Source organism: Streptococcus sp. F0441, assembly GCF_000314775.2.
GTDB lineage: Bacteria > Bacillota > Bacilli > Lactobacillales > Streptococcaceae > Streptococcus.
On record NZ_KB373321.1, the window covers coordinates 182,124 to 198,286 of the forward strand.

The following is a 16,163-nucleotide window of genomic DNA, read 5'->3' on the forward strand; positions in this document are numbered from 1 at the left end:
ACGATTACAAAATGAGATTTTGATCCGATCTCATAGTTACATACCTTATCAAGTGTCTTTCTCTAAAAGGGCTTGATAAGGTATTTTTATTTTTCCCAAAACTTTAAGGATGGATTGGACGACCATATCCTATAAGCTGAACTTATAGGTGTATAAATAAAGATTAAGTAGACGGATGAAAAAAAAAAGTTTATGATGAAAATGTAAGCTCTTACATTTTGTGTTGGTATTTGTTGACGCTGTACTCTGTACTCAAAATAAATCAAGTAGGAGCAGAACAATGAGTAAAACTGTTTTATTAGAGGTTAAGAATGGTCTTGGCTATCTAACAATTAACCGTCCATCGGCTTTGAACGCTTTAAGTTCAGAAGTCTTAAAGGATTTGAATCTCGCTTTAGACCAGATTGAAGCAAGCGAGGACATTCGTGTTGTCATGGTGACCGGTCAAGGAGAGAAAGCATTTGTCGCGGGAGCAGACATTAAAGAGATGGACCAAATGTCTCCAATTCAGGCTCATGAATACATGACCTATGCGAACGACACCTTTACCCGCTTATCTGAATTGACTCAGCCAACTATTTCAGTATTGAATGGTTATGCTTTGGGAGGCGGTTTAGAATTAGCTCTTTCAACTGATATCCGAATCGGCTATGACAAGACAATGGTTGGCTTCCCTGAAGTCGGCTTGGGAATCATTCCTGGTTTTGCAGGTACCCAAAGAATGTCTCGTTTGATTGGTACTAGTAAAACAAAGGAATTAATTTTCACTGCTAGAATGGTTAAAGGACAAGAAGCATATGATCTTGGAATTCTTAACAAGTTGGTATCAGCAGAAGAACTATTGCCTGCGGCAGAAGAGCTAGCAGCAGCGATTATGAAAAATGCACCGCTAGCAGTTGAAAAAGCTAAACATATTATCCAAGTTGGCTCAGAACTCCCTCTGAAAAATGCTATTCGTTTGGAAACAGAAGCGGAAGCTCTACTCTTCTCAACAGAAGATAAGATAGAAGGAATGCGCGCTTTTGTTGAAAAACGCAAAGCTGTCTTTCAACGTAAATAAGAGAGGAGATAGGTTATGAAAGTTGTAACATTGTCTGAAGCTATTTCCTTGATTCATTCAGGAGATAAAGTTGGTATTTCTGGATTTCTTGGAGTGGGAGAACCATTTGAGTTAATTGAGGAACTAGTTCGTCAAAACCAGCAAGATTTGACCTTGGTGTCTGTTGTAACCTCTCAACCAGGTAAGGAAGTTGGAGTTGGTCGTCTTTGTGAAAATCATCAGGTTACAAAGTATATTGCAGCCCATGTAGGAACATCTGCTGCTGCTCAGCATGATTATTTCTCAGGAACCATGAAAGTGGAGTTCACTCCGATGGGAACTGTCGTAGAACGCTTACATGCTGCAGGTGCGGGTCTTGGAGCAGTTTTAACGCCAACAGGTGTAGGAACAATTCTTGAAGATGAGCACGAAAAAGTAACTCGAAATGGAAAAGAATATTTGATTTATGATCCATTGAAGATTGATATTGCCTTGATTAAAGCTACTAAGGCTGATAAATATGGTAATCTTTATCTAGATGGGACTACTAAAAACATCTCTCTTCAACTCGCTCTAGCGGCTGATACAGTCATTGTTGAGACAAACGAGTTGGTTGAAGTCGGGGAAATTGATCCAAATGATATTTACATCCCTGGTATCCTAGTTGACTATGTCGTTCAAGGATTGACACCACAAGAACATCATCAGATGATGGGAGACTTGTGGACAGAGACAAAAAAACTGGCGGGGGTGAAGTAAAATGAAAGCAAAAGAAATTATCGCAAGACGTGTAGCGCTTGAATTTAAAGATGGAGATGTGGTCAATCTTGGATTTGGGATTCCAAACGCTTCTGCTGATTATATTCCTGAAGGAGTAAATGTTATTTTGCAGGCAGAAAATGGCGCCCTTCGATTTGGAGAAACACCAACTAAGGACACCTATAATGCCAATTTAGCGAACTCTGGTGGAGCTCCTATCACATTATTACCAGGAGCAGCCTTGTTTGATCTACAAACTTCCTTTGCAATTATTCGTGGTGGACACGTGGATGCAACTGTTCTGGGAGCGCTAGAAGTCAGCCAAGATGGTAGCATTGCGAACTGGATTATCCCAGGGAAATTTGCTCCTGGTATGGGTGGCGCAATGGACTTATTGGTAGGTGCTAAGCGTGTAATCGGGGCTATTCAACACACAACTGCTGATGGGGAATCTAAGTTGTTGAAAGAATGTACCTTGCCACTTTCAGCTAAGGGAGTATTGGATCTCGTTATCACTGATTTAGCGGTCTTTGGAATTCAAGATGGTAAGTTCTTATTGAAAGAGTTGGCTCCTGGTGTGACATTAGAAGAAGTTCTTGAAAAAACAGCTGGGGAAGTCATTGTCTCAGAAGACCTAAAAACAATGCCGATTTAAGCAAAAAAAGAGCTATTTTCTACTTAGTGTGTTATGATATAAACTAGATAGTATTGTAAGCGCTTTATATACAACGTTAAAATGAAGTATTCGAAATGTTATTTCGATAAAAAGTCAGTAGACAACTATCAAACACTAGAATAGTTGTCTAATTGACTTACTAAAATAGTGAAGGAAAGCTAGGTGATGGGTAAGTGGATATTATCCAAATGAACTATTTCATCAATATCATAGAATGCGGATGCAACCTTTCCATTGCTGCAAAGAAGATTCACATTAGTCAATCAGCCTTGAGTCAATTCGTGACAAATTTTGAAGCAGCTGAAGGGGTTCAATTATTCAATCGCAAGAATGGAAGATTAGAAAGTTTAACAGAAACGGGACGCAAAATTTATCGTTATGCGACCGAGATTGTGAATCGACATGAAGAAATGCTTTCCATGATCCATATAGAAGCTCAAAAGCAAAAGGGCACCATTAATCTTGGTATTCCGTCCTTGATTTTACGAGTTTATTTTGCTAGTGCTTTGCCTCATTTTCTGAAAAATAATCCTCATATCCATATCCAGGTTACGGAAGGTGGAGGGAAGGAAATTCGTCAAAAAATGGTTGATGGAGATTTGAATCTCTCTATTCTGATAGAGCCTACGAGCCTGGATGCTAAAAAATATGAACAACATATCATTCAATTGGATGAATACGTTGCTTATATGGATAAGGATCATCCGCTGGCTCAGAAAAGCTTGTTGGAATGGTCTGATATTGTTGGTTATGAATTGGCAACCTTCAACAAAACATTTACGACTTATGATTTAGTGACAGAAAAACTTCGTTCACAACGAATTGAGGCTAAATTTGCTTATCTTTCCTCTACTTGGGACTTCCTAGTTGAATCAACTCATCAGACAGATTTGATTGCTCTTTTACCAAGGCCGGTTGAATATTTTGTGGACAAGAGTCGTTTTAAGGCAGTTAGATTCAAGGATCCTATTCCATTTAATATTTGGTTTTGTAGACCCTATAAAAACTCCTACAATGAAGTAGAGTCTTATATATATGAAGAATTGTTGAAAGATTATTACCAACCGTTTTCTGACAACTAAGCTGAGGTGAATGCGATGACCTATAATGACGTGCTGGCGCGAGAATTGAAGGCAGACGTGAAAGTGTTGATTCGGGACTATTTCAAGTCTCGTGAGGATGAACAACAGTTCCCTAGAGAATTGCTTTATCAGTTTATTGAGCGATTTGATATCTTTTCCTTGCTTTTAGATAGTCAAGATTCTGTTTTGAGAACCGAGTTTTTGACCTTTATTCGCTTGATTTCAAAAGATTTCCCTGCTTTTTCTGCTGTTCTGCTAACTCAGGCATGTTATGGTATCTATCCTATTTTACGATATGGAAGTCAGGAACAAAAATCGCGTTATGTAGAACCATTAGTAAGGGGAGAAATCTTAGCTGGCTTGGGATTTTCCGAAGGAAAATTGATGGAAAGCTTGGAGGTTATTGCAACAACCGCAAGGAAAACAGAGGCAGGTTGGTCTTTAACTGGGAAGAAGTCAATTGTATCAAATTGCCGCTATACAGATATTTTGTTAATCTTAGCCAAGGTTCAGGAAACTAACGGAGAAGATGGATATGGATTTTTCATTGTTGATACGACTCGACCGGGGGTTGCTTTTGGAGATGATATAGCAAAACCTGGTTTACAGGGTTTACCTGTGAATTCGGTAACTTTTGACCAGGTCATATTGCCAGAAGATAGTCTGCTAGGATTGACCTTAAATGGGGAAACTCAGTTAAATGATATTATCAAAAAATTACAGCTAGGATTAAGCGCAATCTCTATTGGTATCTCTGAGGGAGCTTTTGAAAAAGGTCTGGCTTTTGTAAAGGTCAAAAGAGGATTTGGGAAACGATTAATCGATGCGACAGTCTATCAACATCAATTTGCAGACTTGTATACTAAGCTGTGTGCGGCTGAATCTTACTTTGCCTCCTACAAGGACAGGATGAAGGCGGATTCTCTCTTTGTATCTCAGATAAAACTTTATACGACAAAAGTAGCAATTGAGATTTCTGAGGAAATTATTAGATTAATTGGACCTCTTCAAACCTTGGATGACATCCCCATAGACCGTTATCTAAAGGATGCCAAAACGATTGAAATCTATGGAAAATCTGGGGATTCGATTCGTAAAAGAATAGCAGCCCAATGGATAAAGGAGTAAAGCATGGCAGAACTCACCTTACAGGAATATCAATTTCATGATATGAAACTGACATGGCTACGTGGAGCCGATAAATTGACGGATGCAGGGACTCTTTTTGGTCCGGTTCCGAAAGTTGTGTGGTCTCGTTACTACCCAACAAATGATGCTAATATGATGGCAGAATTGACGGATCCTATTTTGATCCAGTACAAGGGTAAAAATTACTTGATAGATGCAAGTTTTGATACAGCAAAATTATCCGATAAACAAAGGCGTAACTTAGGAATCTTGTCTGAAAGTCGGGTAGAAGAAAGTTTAGCTCTTTTAGGACTATCGCCTGAAGACATTGACATCGTGCTGATGACACATATGCACCACGATCATTCTGGTGGCTTGACGTATGTGAATGATCAAGGGAAGCTGGTTTCCAAGTATCCAAACGCCAAGATTATTGTGAATGATGTCGAATGGTATGAGATGAGAAACCCTAATGATCGAACGCGGGGAACTTATCTGAGAGAAAATTGGGAACCGATTCAAGATCAGGTGACGACTTTCTCAGAGTATATCAATGTCGTTCCAGAAATCCAAATGATTCACACAAGTGGTCACAGCAATGGCCACAGTATTATCTTGCTCAAACAGGGGAAAGATACGATGATCCATATGGGGGACTTGATGTTATCACATGTTCATCGAAATCCTCTCTGGGTTCCAGCAGTTGATGATTATCCTATGAAATCAATTTTAGCCAAAAAGAAGTGGTTGCGTCAGGCTTTTGAGAATCATTATAAGTTTTTCTTTTACCATGATCAATTTTTCGCGGTGGTAGAGTTTGACAAGGATGGGAAGGAATTTGTAGATTATGTTCTACGTTCTCGCCCCCCACTTATTCCTTTTACAGATCAGCAGGATCGTAAGCCAGATTTTTTAGGATAGCAGAATATGAGGAGACAAATGTAACATTTTCTTGTTGACGGGGATATTGGTGCACCATGCATCCATTTGCCAACAAGAATCAACAGAAAATAAAAGGAGGACTCATATGTCAATTACAAAACTTTTACAGATTCAATATCCAATTTTTCAAGGGGCTATGGCTCAAATCTCGCACTATCAACTAGCAGCAGCTGTTTCTGAGGCTGGAGGTCTGGGAATTATCGCTTCAGGTGGTATGACCGGAGAGCAGTTGCGAGAAGAAATTCGTGAACTGAGAAAGTTGACAGATAAGCCTTTTGGTGTCAACATCATGTTGATGATGAAAAACATCAAGGATATTGTGACCGTTATCATTGAAGAAAAGGTTCCAGTGGTAACTACAGGTGCAGGAACTCCTAAGCATATCATGCCTTACTTGAAAGAAGCAGGAATCAAGGTTATTCCAGTTATTGCCAGTGTCAAGCATGCTCAAAAAATGCAAGAATTGGGAGTTGATGCTGTAATCGCTGAAGGTTCAGAAGCTGGTGGGCATATTGGAGAAACCAATACAATGGCTCTTATCCCACAAATCGTTGATGCGGTAACGATTCCAGTCATTGCTGCAGGAGGTGTGGCAGATGGTCGTGGACTTGCTGCTGCGATTGCCCTAGGTGCACAAGGAGTTCAAATGGGAACAGTTTTTCTTGCTTCAGAAGAATGCCCGATTTCTCCAGCCTATAAAGAAGCTATTTTGGCGGCAAGTGATACAGCGACTGCGGTTACAGGTCGCATCGCGGGAGCGCCAGTTCGTTGTATTCGCAATGAGATGACGGATCACTACATTGAATTAGAACAGAAAGGTACAAACCGAGAGGAACTGGAAGAAATTACGATCGGTTCCCTATCTAAGGCTGTCTATGAAGGTGATACAGTTCATGGTTCAATGATGAGCGGACAAATTGCGGGTTTGGTGAAAGACATCAAACCATGTAAGACTATTTTAGAATCAATTGTGAAACAGGCGCAAGAGTGCCTACAAGACATTCGACTAGAATTAGGTGAATAATGTAATCTAGGCGGAAGATTCTGCACTGATGTGGAAAAAGGAGAGCGAGGCATTTGCTATCCTTTTTTATATATGGTTTTTTAAGAGCATCTTGCTATAATAAAAGCAGTGCTTTCTCTTTAAAGGTCGCTTTTTAAGGGCTTTTGTGATATAATAATGCGCAAGAGGTTTAGAATGAAAAAAAATAATTTAATCCCGTTTTCTGCAGTCTTGCTAGGACTTGCAACTTTCGGAATCTTAACTTTGCTGATTATTTTTTCACATAATCTTGCTGTAACAATCACTGTTTTATTTTTATTTGTACTGCTTTATCTGCTTTTATTTGTATGGCAAAAAAAACAGTACGAAAAGAGCGAAATTGAACAAATCCAATATGTAAATCACCAAGCCGAAAATAGCTTGAGTACTTTGCTTGATCAAATGCCGGTGGGAGTCCTGAAATTAGACTTATTAAGTGGAGAAGTAGAATGGTTTAATCCTTATGCTGAGTTAATTTTGACAAATGAAGAAGGGGAAATTGATGTTGAGTTAATTCAAGCCATCATCAAGGCTTCTGTTGGGAATCCTGGTTCGTATGCTACCTTGGGCGAAACACGATATGCTGTCCATATGGACAAGGCTTCAGGCGTTTTGTATTTTTTTGATGTTTCTGGGGAGTACGAAGCAACTGTCGAATTGGTAACTAGCCGTCCAGTCATTGGGGTCATCTCAGTGGATAATTACGATGATTTGGAGGATGCGACGTCTGACTCTGATATCAGCCATATCAATAGCTTTGTAGCTAATTTTGTTTCAGAATTTGCTAGTAAGTATGCTATGTTTTCTCGCCGTGTGGGGATGGATCGTTTTTATTTATTCACAGATTATACAGTACTCGAGGAATTGATGAATGATAAATTCTCTGTTATTGATACTTTCCGAGAAGAATCAAAACAGAGGCAACTAGCCCTAACTTTAAGTATGGGATTTTCTTATGGTGATGGAAATCATGAAGAGATAGGGAAAATTGCCTTGCTCAACTTGAACTTAGCAGAAGTTCGCGGTGGTGACCAGGTGGTGGTCAAGGAAAATGATGAGACCAAGAATCCAGTCTACTTCGGTGGAGGAACTGCTGCGTCTATCAAACGTACTCGTACACGTACGAGAGCCATGATGACAGCCATTTCTGATAAGATTCGAAGTGTTGACCAGGTTTTTGTAGTCGGTCATAAAAATCTAGATATGGATGCCTTGGGCTCTGCTGTCGGTATGCAGTTGTTTGCAAGTAATATTATTGAAAACAGTTACGCTGTCTATGATGCAGATAAAATGTCACCAGATATCGAGCGTGCTATCCAGTTCTTAAAGAAGGAAGATACTACGAAACTCTTATCTCTTACAGATGCGATGAAGCTAGTTACAAGCCGTTCGTTATTGATTTTAGTGGATCACTCAAAGACGGCTTTGACCTTATCGAAAGATTTTTATGATTTGTTTACTCAAACCATTGTTATTGACCATCATAGACGTGATCAGGATTTCCCTGAGAATGCAGTCATCACCTATATTGAAAGTGGAGCAAGTAGTGCGAGTGAGCTGGTCACAGAATTGATTCAGTTCCAAAATTCTAAGAAAAATCGTTTGAGTCGTATGCAGGCTAGCGTACTGATGGCTGGAATGATGCTGGATACCAAGAACTTTACATCTCGCGTAACGAGTCGGACCTTTGATGTGGCTAGCTACCTGAGAACACGTGGAAGCGATAGTATTGCTATCCAGGAGATTGCTGCGACAGATTTTGAGGAGTATCGTGAGGTAAATGAACTCATTTTACAAGGTCGTAAGCTAGCTTCAGATATCTTGATTGCCCAAGCTAAGGACTCAACCACTTATGACACCGTTGTTATCAGTAAGGCTGCCGATGCTATGCTGGCCATGTCCGGTATTGAGGCTAGTTTCGTTCTGGCAAAAAATACACAAGGATTTATCTCCATCTCGGCTCGAAGCCGTAGTAAAATCAATGTGCAACGCATTATGGAAGAGCTAGGTGGCGGAGGCCATTTTAATCTAGCGGCTGCGCAAATCGAGAATATGAATCTGTCAGAAGCAGGAGAAAAATTGACTAAACTAATCTTGGATGAACTAAAGGAAAAGGAGAAAGAAGAATGAAAGTAATCTTTTTAGCAGATGTTAAAGGAAAAGGAAAAAAGGGCGAAATCAAGGAAATGCCAACTGGCTATGCTCAAAACTTCCTGATTAAAAAGAATTTGGCCAAGGAAGCGACTGCTCAAGCAGTGGGCGAGTTGCGTGGTAAACAAAAATCAGAAGAAAAGGCTCATGCTGAAATGATTGCTGAAGCAAAAGCCATCAAGGCTAAGCTTGAAGCAGAAGAAACGGTTGTAGAGTTTGTTGAAAAGGTTGGACCAGATGGCCGTACATTTGGCTCCATCACTAACAAGAAAATTGCAGAAGAATTGCAAAAGCAATTTGGTATCAAGATTGACAAACGCAATATTCAAGTGCAAGCACCAATTCGAGCAGTAGGTTTGATTGATGTACCAGTGAAAATCTATCAAGATGTTACAAGTGTCATCAATCTTCGTGTAAAAGAAGGTTAAGTTTACAATTTCTTGACAAGATTGTAAAAGGAAGGAAAGTCGGATGGCAGAAGTAGAGGAACTGCGAGTTCAACCTCAGGATATTTTGGCAGAACAATCTGTTCTGGGGGCTATTTTTATAGATGAGAGTAAGCTCGTTTTTGTCCGAGAATACATTGATTCTCGTGACTTCTTTAAATATGCTCATCGGTTGATCTTCCAAGCGATGGTAGATTTGTCGGATCGTGGGGAAGCAATTGATGCGACGACAGTTCGGACGATTTTGGATAGCCAAGGGGATCTCCAAAATATTGGTGGCTTGTCTTACCTTGTCGAAATTGTCAACTCTGTACCAACTTCAGCCAATGCAGAATATTATGCTAAAATCGTAGCCGAAAAGGCTATACTACGTCGCTTGATTTCCAAATTGACAGAGTCTGTCAACCAAGCCTATGAGGCTTCTAAGCCTGCAGATGAAATCATCGCTCAGGCTGAAAAGGGACTCATAGATGTTAGCGAAAATGCCAATCGTAGTGGGTTCAAGAACATCCGAGATATTCTAAATATCAACTTTGGGAACCTAGAAGTTCGGTCACAACAAACAACGGATATCACGGGTATTGCAACGGGTTATCGAGATTTGGACCATATGACGACAGGTCTCCATGAGGAGGAGCTAATTATCCTAGCGGCGCGACCAGCGGTTGGTAAGACGGCCTTTGCTTTGAACATTGCGCAGAACATCGGGACTAAGTTGGACAAGACGGTTGCTATCTTTTCGCTGGAAATGGGTGCGGAAAGTCTAGTAGACCGTATGTTGGCTGCTGAAGGTTTGGTGGAGTCTCATTCTATCCGTACAGGTCAATTGACTGATGAGGAGTGGCAAAAATATACCATTGCTCAAGGGAACCTAGCCAACGCGAGTATCTATATCGATGATACACCAGGGATTCGAATCACGGAAATTCGCTCCCGTTCACGCAAACTAGCTCAAGAAACGGGCAATCTAGGATTGATTTTGATCGACTACCTACAGCTTATCACAGGGACTGGTCGTGAGAACCGCCAACAAGAAGTTTCTGAAATTTCTCGTCAGTTGAAAATTCTTGCTAAGGAATTGAAAGTTCCAGTCATTGCTCTTAGTCAGTTATCTCGTGGAGTGGAACAGCGGCAGGATAAGAGACCAGTCTTGTCTGATATTCGTGAATCGGGTTCTATCGAGCAGGATGCAGATATCGTAGCCTTTCTATACCGTGACGACTACTACGATCGTGCGGGTGAAGAAGAGGAAGGAATTCCAAATAATAAGGTTGAGGTTATCATCGAGAAAAACCGTAGTGGAGCTCGTGGAACAGTGGAATTGATTTTCCAAAAAGAATACAATAAATTTTCAAGTATCTCAAAGAGGGAGGCATAAGATGTCAGATGCATTTTCAGATGTAGCCAAGATGAAAAAAATCAAAGAAGAGATCAAGGCGCATGAGGGACAAGTCGTTGAAATGACTTTGGAAAATGGCCGTAAGCGCCAAAAAAATAGATTGGGTAAGCTAATTGAGGTTTATCCATCTCTATTTATCGTTGAATTTGGGGATGTTGAAGGAGACAAACAAGCCAATGTCTACGTTGAATCCTTCACCTACTCAGATATCTTGACAGAAAAGAACTTGATTCGCTATCTAGACTAAGAATCCTAAAATGAAGTGAGCTTTGCTCACTTTTTTCTTTTTCTCCCGAATAGTATAAACGAGGGTAACCTCGGAAATATATATTATTAAGGAGAATGAATGACGTTTTTTAAATCAGGAGTTAAGAAGAGTAGATGTACTCAGTTGAGTGTAGGGCTGGCTACTTTGTTCGTTACGAGTACCTTTTTGTTTGGTGGAGAATCGGTTCAAGCCGATAGTGTAGCGCGTGGAGATGACTATCCGCTTCACTACAAAAATGGTAGTGTTGAAATTGATCAGTGGCGGATGTATTCTCGCCAGTGTACGTCTTTTGCAGCCTTTCGTTTGAGTAGTGTGAATGGCTTTGAAATTCCGCCTGCTTATGGAAATGCAAATGAATGGGGGCACCGCGCAAGGCGAGAAGGCTACCGTGTTGACAGCAAGCCAGAAATTGGTTCAATTGCTTGGTCGACAGAAGGTTACTACGGGCATGTGGCCTGGGTATCAAATGTATCAGGGGATACGATTGAGATCGAAGAGTATAATTATGGGGTTCGAGAAAAGTATAACCGTCGAAAAGTCAGGGCTAGTTCGATGACAGGTTTTATTCATTTCAGGGATTTATCTGCCAGCCATAGTGCGGGTGAGAATGCTCGTAGCCCAGAACTTCCGTCTAGTGGGACAATAGTATTCACGGGGAAATCGCCTATTATGGACCAACCGTCACGTACAGGACAGGTTATTGACTACTATTATGCTGGTGAGAGTGTGAGTTATGATCAAGTTCTTGAAAAGGATGGTTATAAGTGGCTCGGTTATTTGTCTTATAGCGGTTCTAGAAGATATGTGCAGTATGCAGAGCTAAGCAATACAGAAAAGGGCTGGAAAAAAGAAGGAGGGAGTTGGTATTACCGAGAGAATGGGAAACTCGCAACTGGTTGGAAGAAAATAAATGGCAGTTGGTATCACTTTAAAGACAATGGAACCATGTCAACAGGTTGGGTGAAGGATAGTTCGCATTGGTACTATCTAAAGGCATCAGGGGAGATGCAGACGGGATGGCTCAAGGAAAATGGAACATGGTATTATTTGGAGAGTTCAGGGGCTATGAAGTCTAGCCAGTGGTTCCAGGTAGGAGGAAAGTCTTATTACGTCAATGCTTCGGGGGCTTTAGCAGTGAATACTACTGTAGATGGCTATCGAGTGGATAGTAATGGAGCTAGAATCTAGAAAGAATATAAAAAAGAGGGCTTCACTACCATTTGCCTATTCTTTCCGATGGTATTTTTCCTTGCTTTCCTTTATAATGGGTGTATGGACAAGAAAAAATTATTATTAATTGATGGATCTTCTGTTGCCTTTCGAGCTTTTTTTGCGCTCTATCAACAGCTGGATCGATTTAAAAATGCTAATGGTCTTCATACCAATGCAATCTATGGCTTTCAACTTATGTTGAATCATGTCTTGGAGCGAGTTGAACCCAGCCATGTTTTGGTAGCTTTTGATGCAGGTAAGACGACTTTCCGAACAGAGATGTATGCAGACTACAAGGGGGGGCGTGCTAAAACTCCAGATGAGTTTCGTGAGCAATTTCCCTTCATTCGTGAGTTGCTAGATCATCTTGGGATTCGCCACTATGAGTTGGCCCAGTATGAAGCAGATGATATCATCGGAACCTTAGGTCGCTTGGCTGAGAAGGATTCTTTTGAAGTGACTATTGTCAGCGGAGACAAGGACTTGATCCAGTTGACGGATGAGCATACAGTGGTTGAGATTTCCAAGAAAGGTGTGGCTGAGTTTGAGGCCTTTACACCAGATTACCTTATGGAAAAGATGGGCATTACCCCAGCTCAGTTCATTGATCTTAAGGCTCTTATGGGGGATAAGTCTGATAATATCCCTGGTGTCACGAAAATCGGTGAAAAGACGGGTATCAAGCTCTTGCTAGAACACGGTTCGTTAGAGGGTATTTATGAAAATATTGATGGGATGAAGGCTTCTAAGATGAAGGAAAATCTCATCAATGACAAGGAACAAGCCTTTTTGTCTAAAACCTTGGCGACCATTGAGACTCAGGCACCAATTGAGATTGGACTAGATGATTTGGTCTATAATGGCCCAGATGTGGAAAATCTCGGAAAATTCTACGATGAGATGGGCTTCAAACAGCTTAAACAAGCTTTAAATGTTTCGTCGACGGATGCGCCTGAGAGTTTAGACTTCACTATCGTTGACCAAGTGAAGGAGGATATGCTGAGCGCCAACTCTATCTTCCACTTTGAACTTTTTGGTGAGAATTACCATACAGATGCCTTGGTTGGTTTTGCCTGGTTCTGTGGAGATAAGCTTTACGCTACAGACAAACTTGAGCTCTTGCAGGAGCCGATTCTCAAGGATTTTCTAGAAAAAACACCTCTGAAAGTGTATGATTTTAAGAAAGCGAAGGTTCTTTTAAATCGTTTGGGCTTGAATTTGCAGGCCCCTGCTTTTGACAGCCGTTTGGCCAAATACCTCCTCTCTACTGTCGAGAACAATGAAATTTCAACCATTGCGAATCTCTATGGCCAAACTTATTTGGCTGATGATGAGATTTTCTACGGTAAGGGGGTCAAGAAAGCTATCCCTGAGAGAGAGAAATTCTTGGAGCACTTGGCTCGCAAGGTTGCTGTATTGGTTGAGACGGAGCCTGTTTTGCTTGAAAAACTCAGTGAACACGGGCAGTTAGACCTTCTCTATGACATGGAGCAACCTCTGGCTTTTGTCCTTGCCAAGATGGAAATTGCTGGGATCAAGGTCAAAAAAGAAACCCTACTTGAGATGCAAGCTGAAAATGAGATCGTCATTGAGCAACTCACTCAAGAAATCTACGAGTTAGCTGGTGAAGAGTTTAATATAAATTCACCTAAACAGTTGGGCGTACTTCTCTTTGAAAAACTGGGACTTCCTCTAGAATACACCAAGAAAACCAAGACAGGTTACTCGACAGCCGTGGATGTGCTGGAGCGTCTGGCTCCTATTGCACCGATTGTCAAAAAAATTCTAGACTACCGTCAGATTGCTAAGATTCAATCTACCTATGTAATTGGCTTGCAGGATTGGATTTTAGATGATGGCAAGATCCACACGCGCTATGTGCAAGATTTGACTCAGACCGGACGTCTGTCTAGTGTAGATCCAAACTTGCAAAATATCCCTGTTCGCTTGGAACAAGGTCGTCTCATTCGTAAGGCTTTTGTGCCAGAGTGGGAGGATAGTGTCCTTCTTAGCTCCGACTATTCACAGATTGAGTTGCGCGTTTTGGCGCATATCTCTAAGGATGAGCACTTAATCAAGGCCTTCCAAGAGGGAGCTGATATCCATACTTCGACAGCCATGCGGGTCTTTGGAATTGAACGTCCTGAGGATGTGACGCCAAACGACCGTCGCAATGCCAAGGCGGTTAACTTTGGAGTGGTTTACGGAATTTCAGATTTTGGCTTGGCAAACAATCTTGGTATTAGTCGTAAGAAGGCCAAAGCCTACATTGATACCTATTTTGAGCGTTTTCCTGGAATCAAAAACTATATGGAAGAAGTGGTGCGTGAAGCGCGTGATAAGGGATATGTAGAGACCCTCTTCAAGCGTCGTCGAGAGCTACCAGATATCAATTCGCGCAACTTTAACATTCGTGGTTTTGCAGAGCGAACTGCCATTAACTCCCCTATTCAGGGTTCGGCAGCAGATATCCTCAAGATTGCTATGATCCAGCTAGACAAAGCTCTAGTTGAGGGCGGTTATCAGACCAAGATGCTCTTGCAAGTGCATGATGAAATCGTCCTTGAGGTTCCGAAATCAGAACTAGCAGCCGTCAAAGTACTAGTGAAACAAACCATGGAAGAAGCCATCCAACTCAGTGTTCCCCTTATCGCAGATGAAAATGAAGGGGCAACCTGGTACGAGGCTAAATAAGAAAGCTATGATAGAGTTTGAAGCGCGTGCCTTCAAGCTCTTTTTCATGATTTTCTGTAAGCAGTTTCCTTGACTTTTCCTTGTATTTGCGTTACTATATGTCCATATAAGATATGGGAGTCTGTGTACAGTCTGAGAGGAAGTGTTAAACTTCGACCGCACCTGATCTGGGTAATGCCAGCGTAGGGAACGATACTTAGCCGAATTCTGCACCTTTTCCATATATGGAAGGGGTTTTCTTTTTGTCAAAAGGAAACCTGAGAAGAGGAGGTTTTTATGAAAGCAAGCATTGCCTTGCAAGTCTTGCCCCTATCACAGGGGATTGATCGAATTGCTATTATCGATCAAGTGATTGCTTATCTGCAAGCTCAGTCCGTGACCATGGTGGTGACACCCTTTGAAACGGTCTTGGAAGGGGAGTTTGATGAGCTTATGCGCATTCTCAAAGAAGCTCTTGAAGTGGCCGGGCAGGAGGCAGATAATGTCTTTGCCAATGTCAAAATAAATGTAGGAGAGATTTTAAGTATTGATGACAAACTTGAAAAGTATACTGAGACGACACATTAGTCTATTGGGTTTTCTAGGAGTCTTGTCAATCTGGCAGTTAGCGGGAGTATTCAAACTTTTACCCAAGTTTATCCTGCCAACTCCTCTTGAGATTCTCCAGTCCTTTGTTCGTGACAGAGAATTTCTCTGGTACCATAGCTGGGCGACCTTGAGAGTGGCTTTGCTAGGTCTAGTCTTAGGAGTCTTGATTGCCTGTCTTATGGCGGTGCTCATGGATAGTCTCTCTTGGCTCAATGACTTGATTTATCCCATGATGGTGGTTATCCAGACCATTCCGACCATTGCCATAGCGCCTATCTTGGTCTTGTGGTTGGGTTATGGGATTTTACCCAAGATTGTCTTGATTATTCTGACGACAACCTTCCCTATCATTGTTAGTATCTTGGACGGTTTTAGGCATTGTGACAAGGATATGCTGACCTTGTTTAGTCTGATGCGAGCAAACCCTTGGCAAATCCTTTGGCATTTTAAAATCCCGGTCAGTCTGCCCTACTTTTATGCAGGTCTGAGGGTCAGTGTCTCCTACGCCTTTATCACAACCGTGGTGTCTGAGTGGTTGGGAGGTTTTGAAGGTCTTGGTGTTTATATGATTCAGTCTAAAAAACTGTTTCAGTATGATACCATGTTTGCCATTATTATTCTGGTGTCGATTATCAGTCTTCTAGGTATGAAGCTGGTCGATATCAGTGAAAAATATGTGATTAAATGGAAACGTACTTAAAATAGAGCGTTTTTGAAAAAGAAAAGAGGAAATGAAA

General features: G+C 41.2%; 15 protein-coding genes. All 15 read left to right on the forward strand.

From position 1 onward, the window contains the following. Positions 1–280 precede the first annotated feature (280 nt). The 15 genes from HMPREF9188_RS00900 to HMPREF9188_RS00970 all read left to right on the forward strand — a co-directional run bounded on the left by HMPREF9188_RS00900 (position 281) and on the right by HMPREF9188_RS00970 (position 16,126). A complete protein-coding gene (locus tag HMPREF9188_RS00900) occupies positions 281–1,060 on the forward strand; it encodes an enoyl-CoA hydratase-related protein (RefSeq protein WP_009729578.1) in 780 nt (259 codons plus the stop codon). 15 nt (positions 1,061–1,075) lie between these two features. Further along, positions 1,076–1,798, forward strand: a complete 723-nt coding sequence (locus tag HMPREF9188_RS00905) for a CoA transferase subunit A (RefSeq protein WP_000869890.1) — start codon at positions 1,076–1,078, stop codon at positions 1,796–1,798. 1 nt (position 1,799) lies between these two features. Further along, positions 1,800–2,453: a 3-oxoacid CoA-transferase subunit B gene (locus tag HMPREF9188_RS00910; RefSeq protein ID WP_000644733.1), complete on the forward strand. Its 654-nt coding sequence runs from the start codon at positions 1,800–1,802 to the stop codon at positions 2,451–2,453. A gap of 194 nt (positions 2,454–2,647) precedes the next feature. Continuing rightward, positions 2,648–3,556 (forward strand): LysR family transcriptional regulator, encoded by a 909-nt coding sequence (locus tag HMPREF9188_RS00915; RefSeq protein ID WP_033588877.1) that lies wholly within the window; start codon positions 2,648–2,650, stop codon positions 3,554–3,556. 15 nt (positions 3,557–3,571) lie between these two features. Beyond that, positions 3,572–4,684 (forward strand): acyl-CoA dehydrogenase family protein, encoded by a 1,113-nt coding sequence (locus HMPREF9188_RS00920; protein ID WP_000221882.1) that lies wholly within the window; start codon positions 3,572–3,574, stop codon positions 4,682–4,684. Between the two features lie 3 nt (positions 4,685–4,687). Further along, entirely contained in the window at positions 4,688–5,605 is a 918-nt protein-coding gene (locus HMPREF9188_RS00925) for an MBL fold metallo-hydrolase (RefSeq protein ID WP_000829419.1), read from the forward strand. A 64-nt stretch (positions 5,606–5,669) separates the two neighbouring features. Then, positions 5,670–6,650, forward strand: coding sequence for a nitronate monooxygenase (locus HMPREF9188_RS00930; protein WP_268700433.1), 981 nt, complete (start codon positions 5,670–5,672; stop codon positions 6,648–6,650). Positions 6,651–6,824: 174 nt separating this feature from the next. Further along, a complete protein-coding gene (locus tag HMPREF9188_RS00935; protein WP_009729580.1) occupies positions 6,825–8,798 on the forward strand; it encodes a DHH family phosphoesterase in 1,974 nt (657 codons plus the stop codon). Then, entirely contained in the window at positions 8,795–9,247 is a 453-nt protein-coding gene (rplI, locus tag HMPREF9188_RS00940; RefSeq protein ID WP_000864201.1) for a 50S ribosomal protein L9, read from the forward strand. The genes HMPREF9188_RS00935 and rplI overlap by 4 nt, the downstream gene beginning before the upstream one ends. Before the next feature lie 43 nt (positions 9,248–9,290). After that, positions 9,291–10,643, forward strand: coding sequence for a replicative DNA helicase (gene dnaB / locus HMPREF9188_RS00945; protein ID WP_009729581.1), 1,353 nt, complete (start codon positions 9,291–9,293; stop codon positions 10,641–10,643). 1 nt (position 10,644) lies between these two features. Continuing rightward, positions 10,645–10,911, forward strand: a complete 267-nt coding sequence (locus HMPREF9188_RS00950) for a Veg family protein (RefSeq protein ID WP_009729582.1) — start codon at positions 10,645–10,647, stop codon at positions 10,909–10,911. Between the two features lie 99 nt (positions 10,912–11,010). After that, a complete protein-coding gene (locus HMPREF9188_RS00955; RefSeq protein WP_009729583.1) occupies positions 11,011–12,120 on the forward strand; it encodes an SH3 domain-containing protein in 1,110 nt (369 codons plus the stop codon). 84 nt (positions 12,121–12,204) lie between these two features. Then, positions 12,205–14,838, forward strand: coding sequence for a DNA polymerase I (gene polA, locus HMPREF9188_RS00960; RefSeq protein ID WP_033588950.1), 2,634 nt, complete (start codon positions 12,205–12,207; stop codon positions 14,836–14,838). A gap of 276 nt (positions 14,839–15,114) precedes the next feature. Then, complete coding sequence (locus tag HMPREF9188_RS00965) at positions 15,115–15,405, forward strand: thiamine-binding protein (RefSeq protein WP_000647672.1); 291 nt, start codon at positions 15,115–15,117, stop codon at positions 15,403–15,405. Further along, on the forward strand, positions 15,368–16,126 hold the full coding sequence (locus HMPREF9188_RS00970) for an ABC transporter permease (RefSeq protein ID WP_009729585.1): 759 nt from the start codon (positions 15,368–15,370) through the stop codon (positions 16,124–16,126). The genes HMPREF9188_RS00965 and HMPREF9188_RS00970 overlap by 38 nt, the downstream gene beginning before the upstream one ends. The last annotated feature ends 37 nt before the right edge of the window (positions 16,127–16,163 follow it).

What these genes read in the sequence shown, in the direction of transcription:
- HMPREF9188_RS00900 (WP_009729578.1), top strand. Translation starts at nt 281, where the DNA reads ATGAGTAAAACTGTTTTATTAGAGGTTAAGAATGGTCTTGGCTATCTA.
- HMPREF9188_RS00905 (WP_000869890.1), top strand. Translation starts at nt 1,076, where the DNA reads ATGAAAGTTGTAACATTGTCTGAAGCTATTTCCTTGATTCATTCAGGA.
- HMPREF9188_RS00910 (WP_000644733.1), top strand. Translation starts at nt 1,800, where the DNA reads ATGAAAGCAAAAGAAATTATCGCAAGACGTGTAGCGCTTGAATTTAAA.
- HMPREF9188_RS00920 (WP_000221882.1), top strand. Translation starts at nt 3,572, where the DNA reads ATGACCTATAATGACGTGCTGGCGCGAGAATTGAAGGCAGACGTGAAA.
- HMPREF9188_RS00925 (WP_000829419.1), top strand. Translation starts at nt 4,688, where the DNA reads ATGGCAGAACTCACCTTACAGGAATATCAATTTCATGATATGAAACTG.
- HMPREF9188_RS00935 (WP_009729580.1), top strand. Translation starts at nt 6,825, where the DNA reads ATGAAAAAAAATAATTTAATCCCGTTTTCTGCAGTCTTGCTAGGACTT.
- rplI (WP_000864201.1), top strand. Translation starts at nt 8,795, where the DNA reads ATGAAAGTAATCTTTTTAGCAGATGTTAAAGGAAAAGGAAAAAAGGGC.
- dnaB (WP_009729581.1), top strand. Translation starts at nt 9,291, where the DNA reads ATGGCAGAAGTAGAGGAACTGCGAGTTCAACCTCAGGATATTTTGGCA.
- HMPREF9188_RS00950 (WP_009729582.1), top strand. Translation starts at nt 10,645, where the DNA reads ATGTCAGATGCATTTTCAGATGTAGCCAAGATGAAAAAAATCAAAGAA.
- HMPREF9188_RS00955 (WP_009729583.1), top strand. Translation starts at nt 11,011, where the DNA reads ATGACGTTTTTTAAATCAGGAGTTAAGAAGAGTAGATGTACTCAGTTG.
- polA (WP_033588950.1), top strand. Translation starts at nt 12,205, where the DNA reads ATGGACAAGAAAAAATTATTATTAATTGATGGATCTTCTGTTGCCTTT.
- HMPREF9188_RS00965 (WP_000647672.1), top strand. Translation starts at nt 15,115, where the DNA reads ATGAAAGCAAGCATTGCCTTGCAAGTCTTGCCCCTATCACAGGGGATT.
- HMPREF9188_RS00970 (WP_009729585.1), top strand. Translation starts at nt 15,368, where the DNA reads ATGACAAACTTGAAAAGTATACTGAGACGACACATTAGTCTATTGGGT.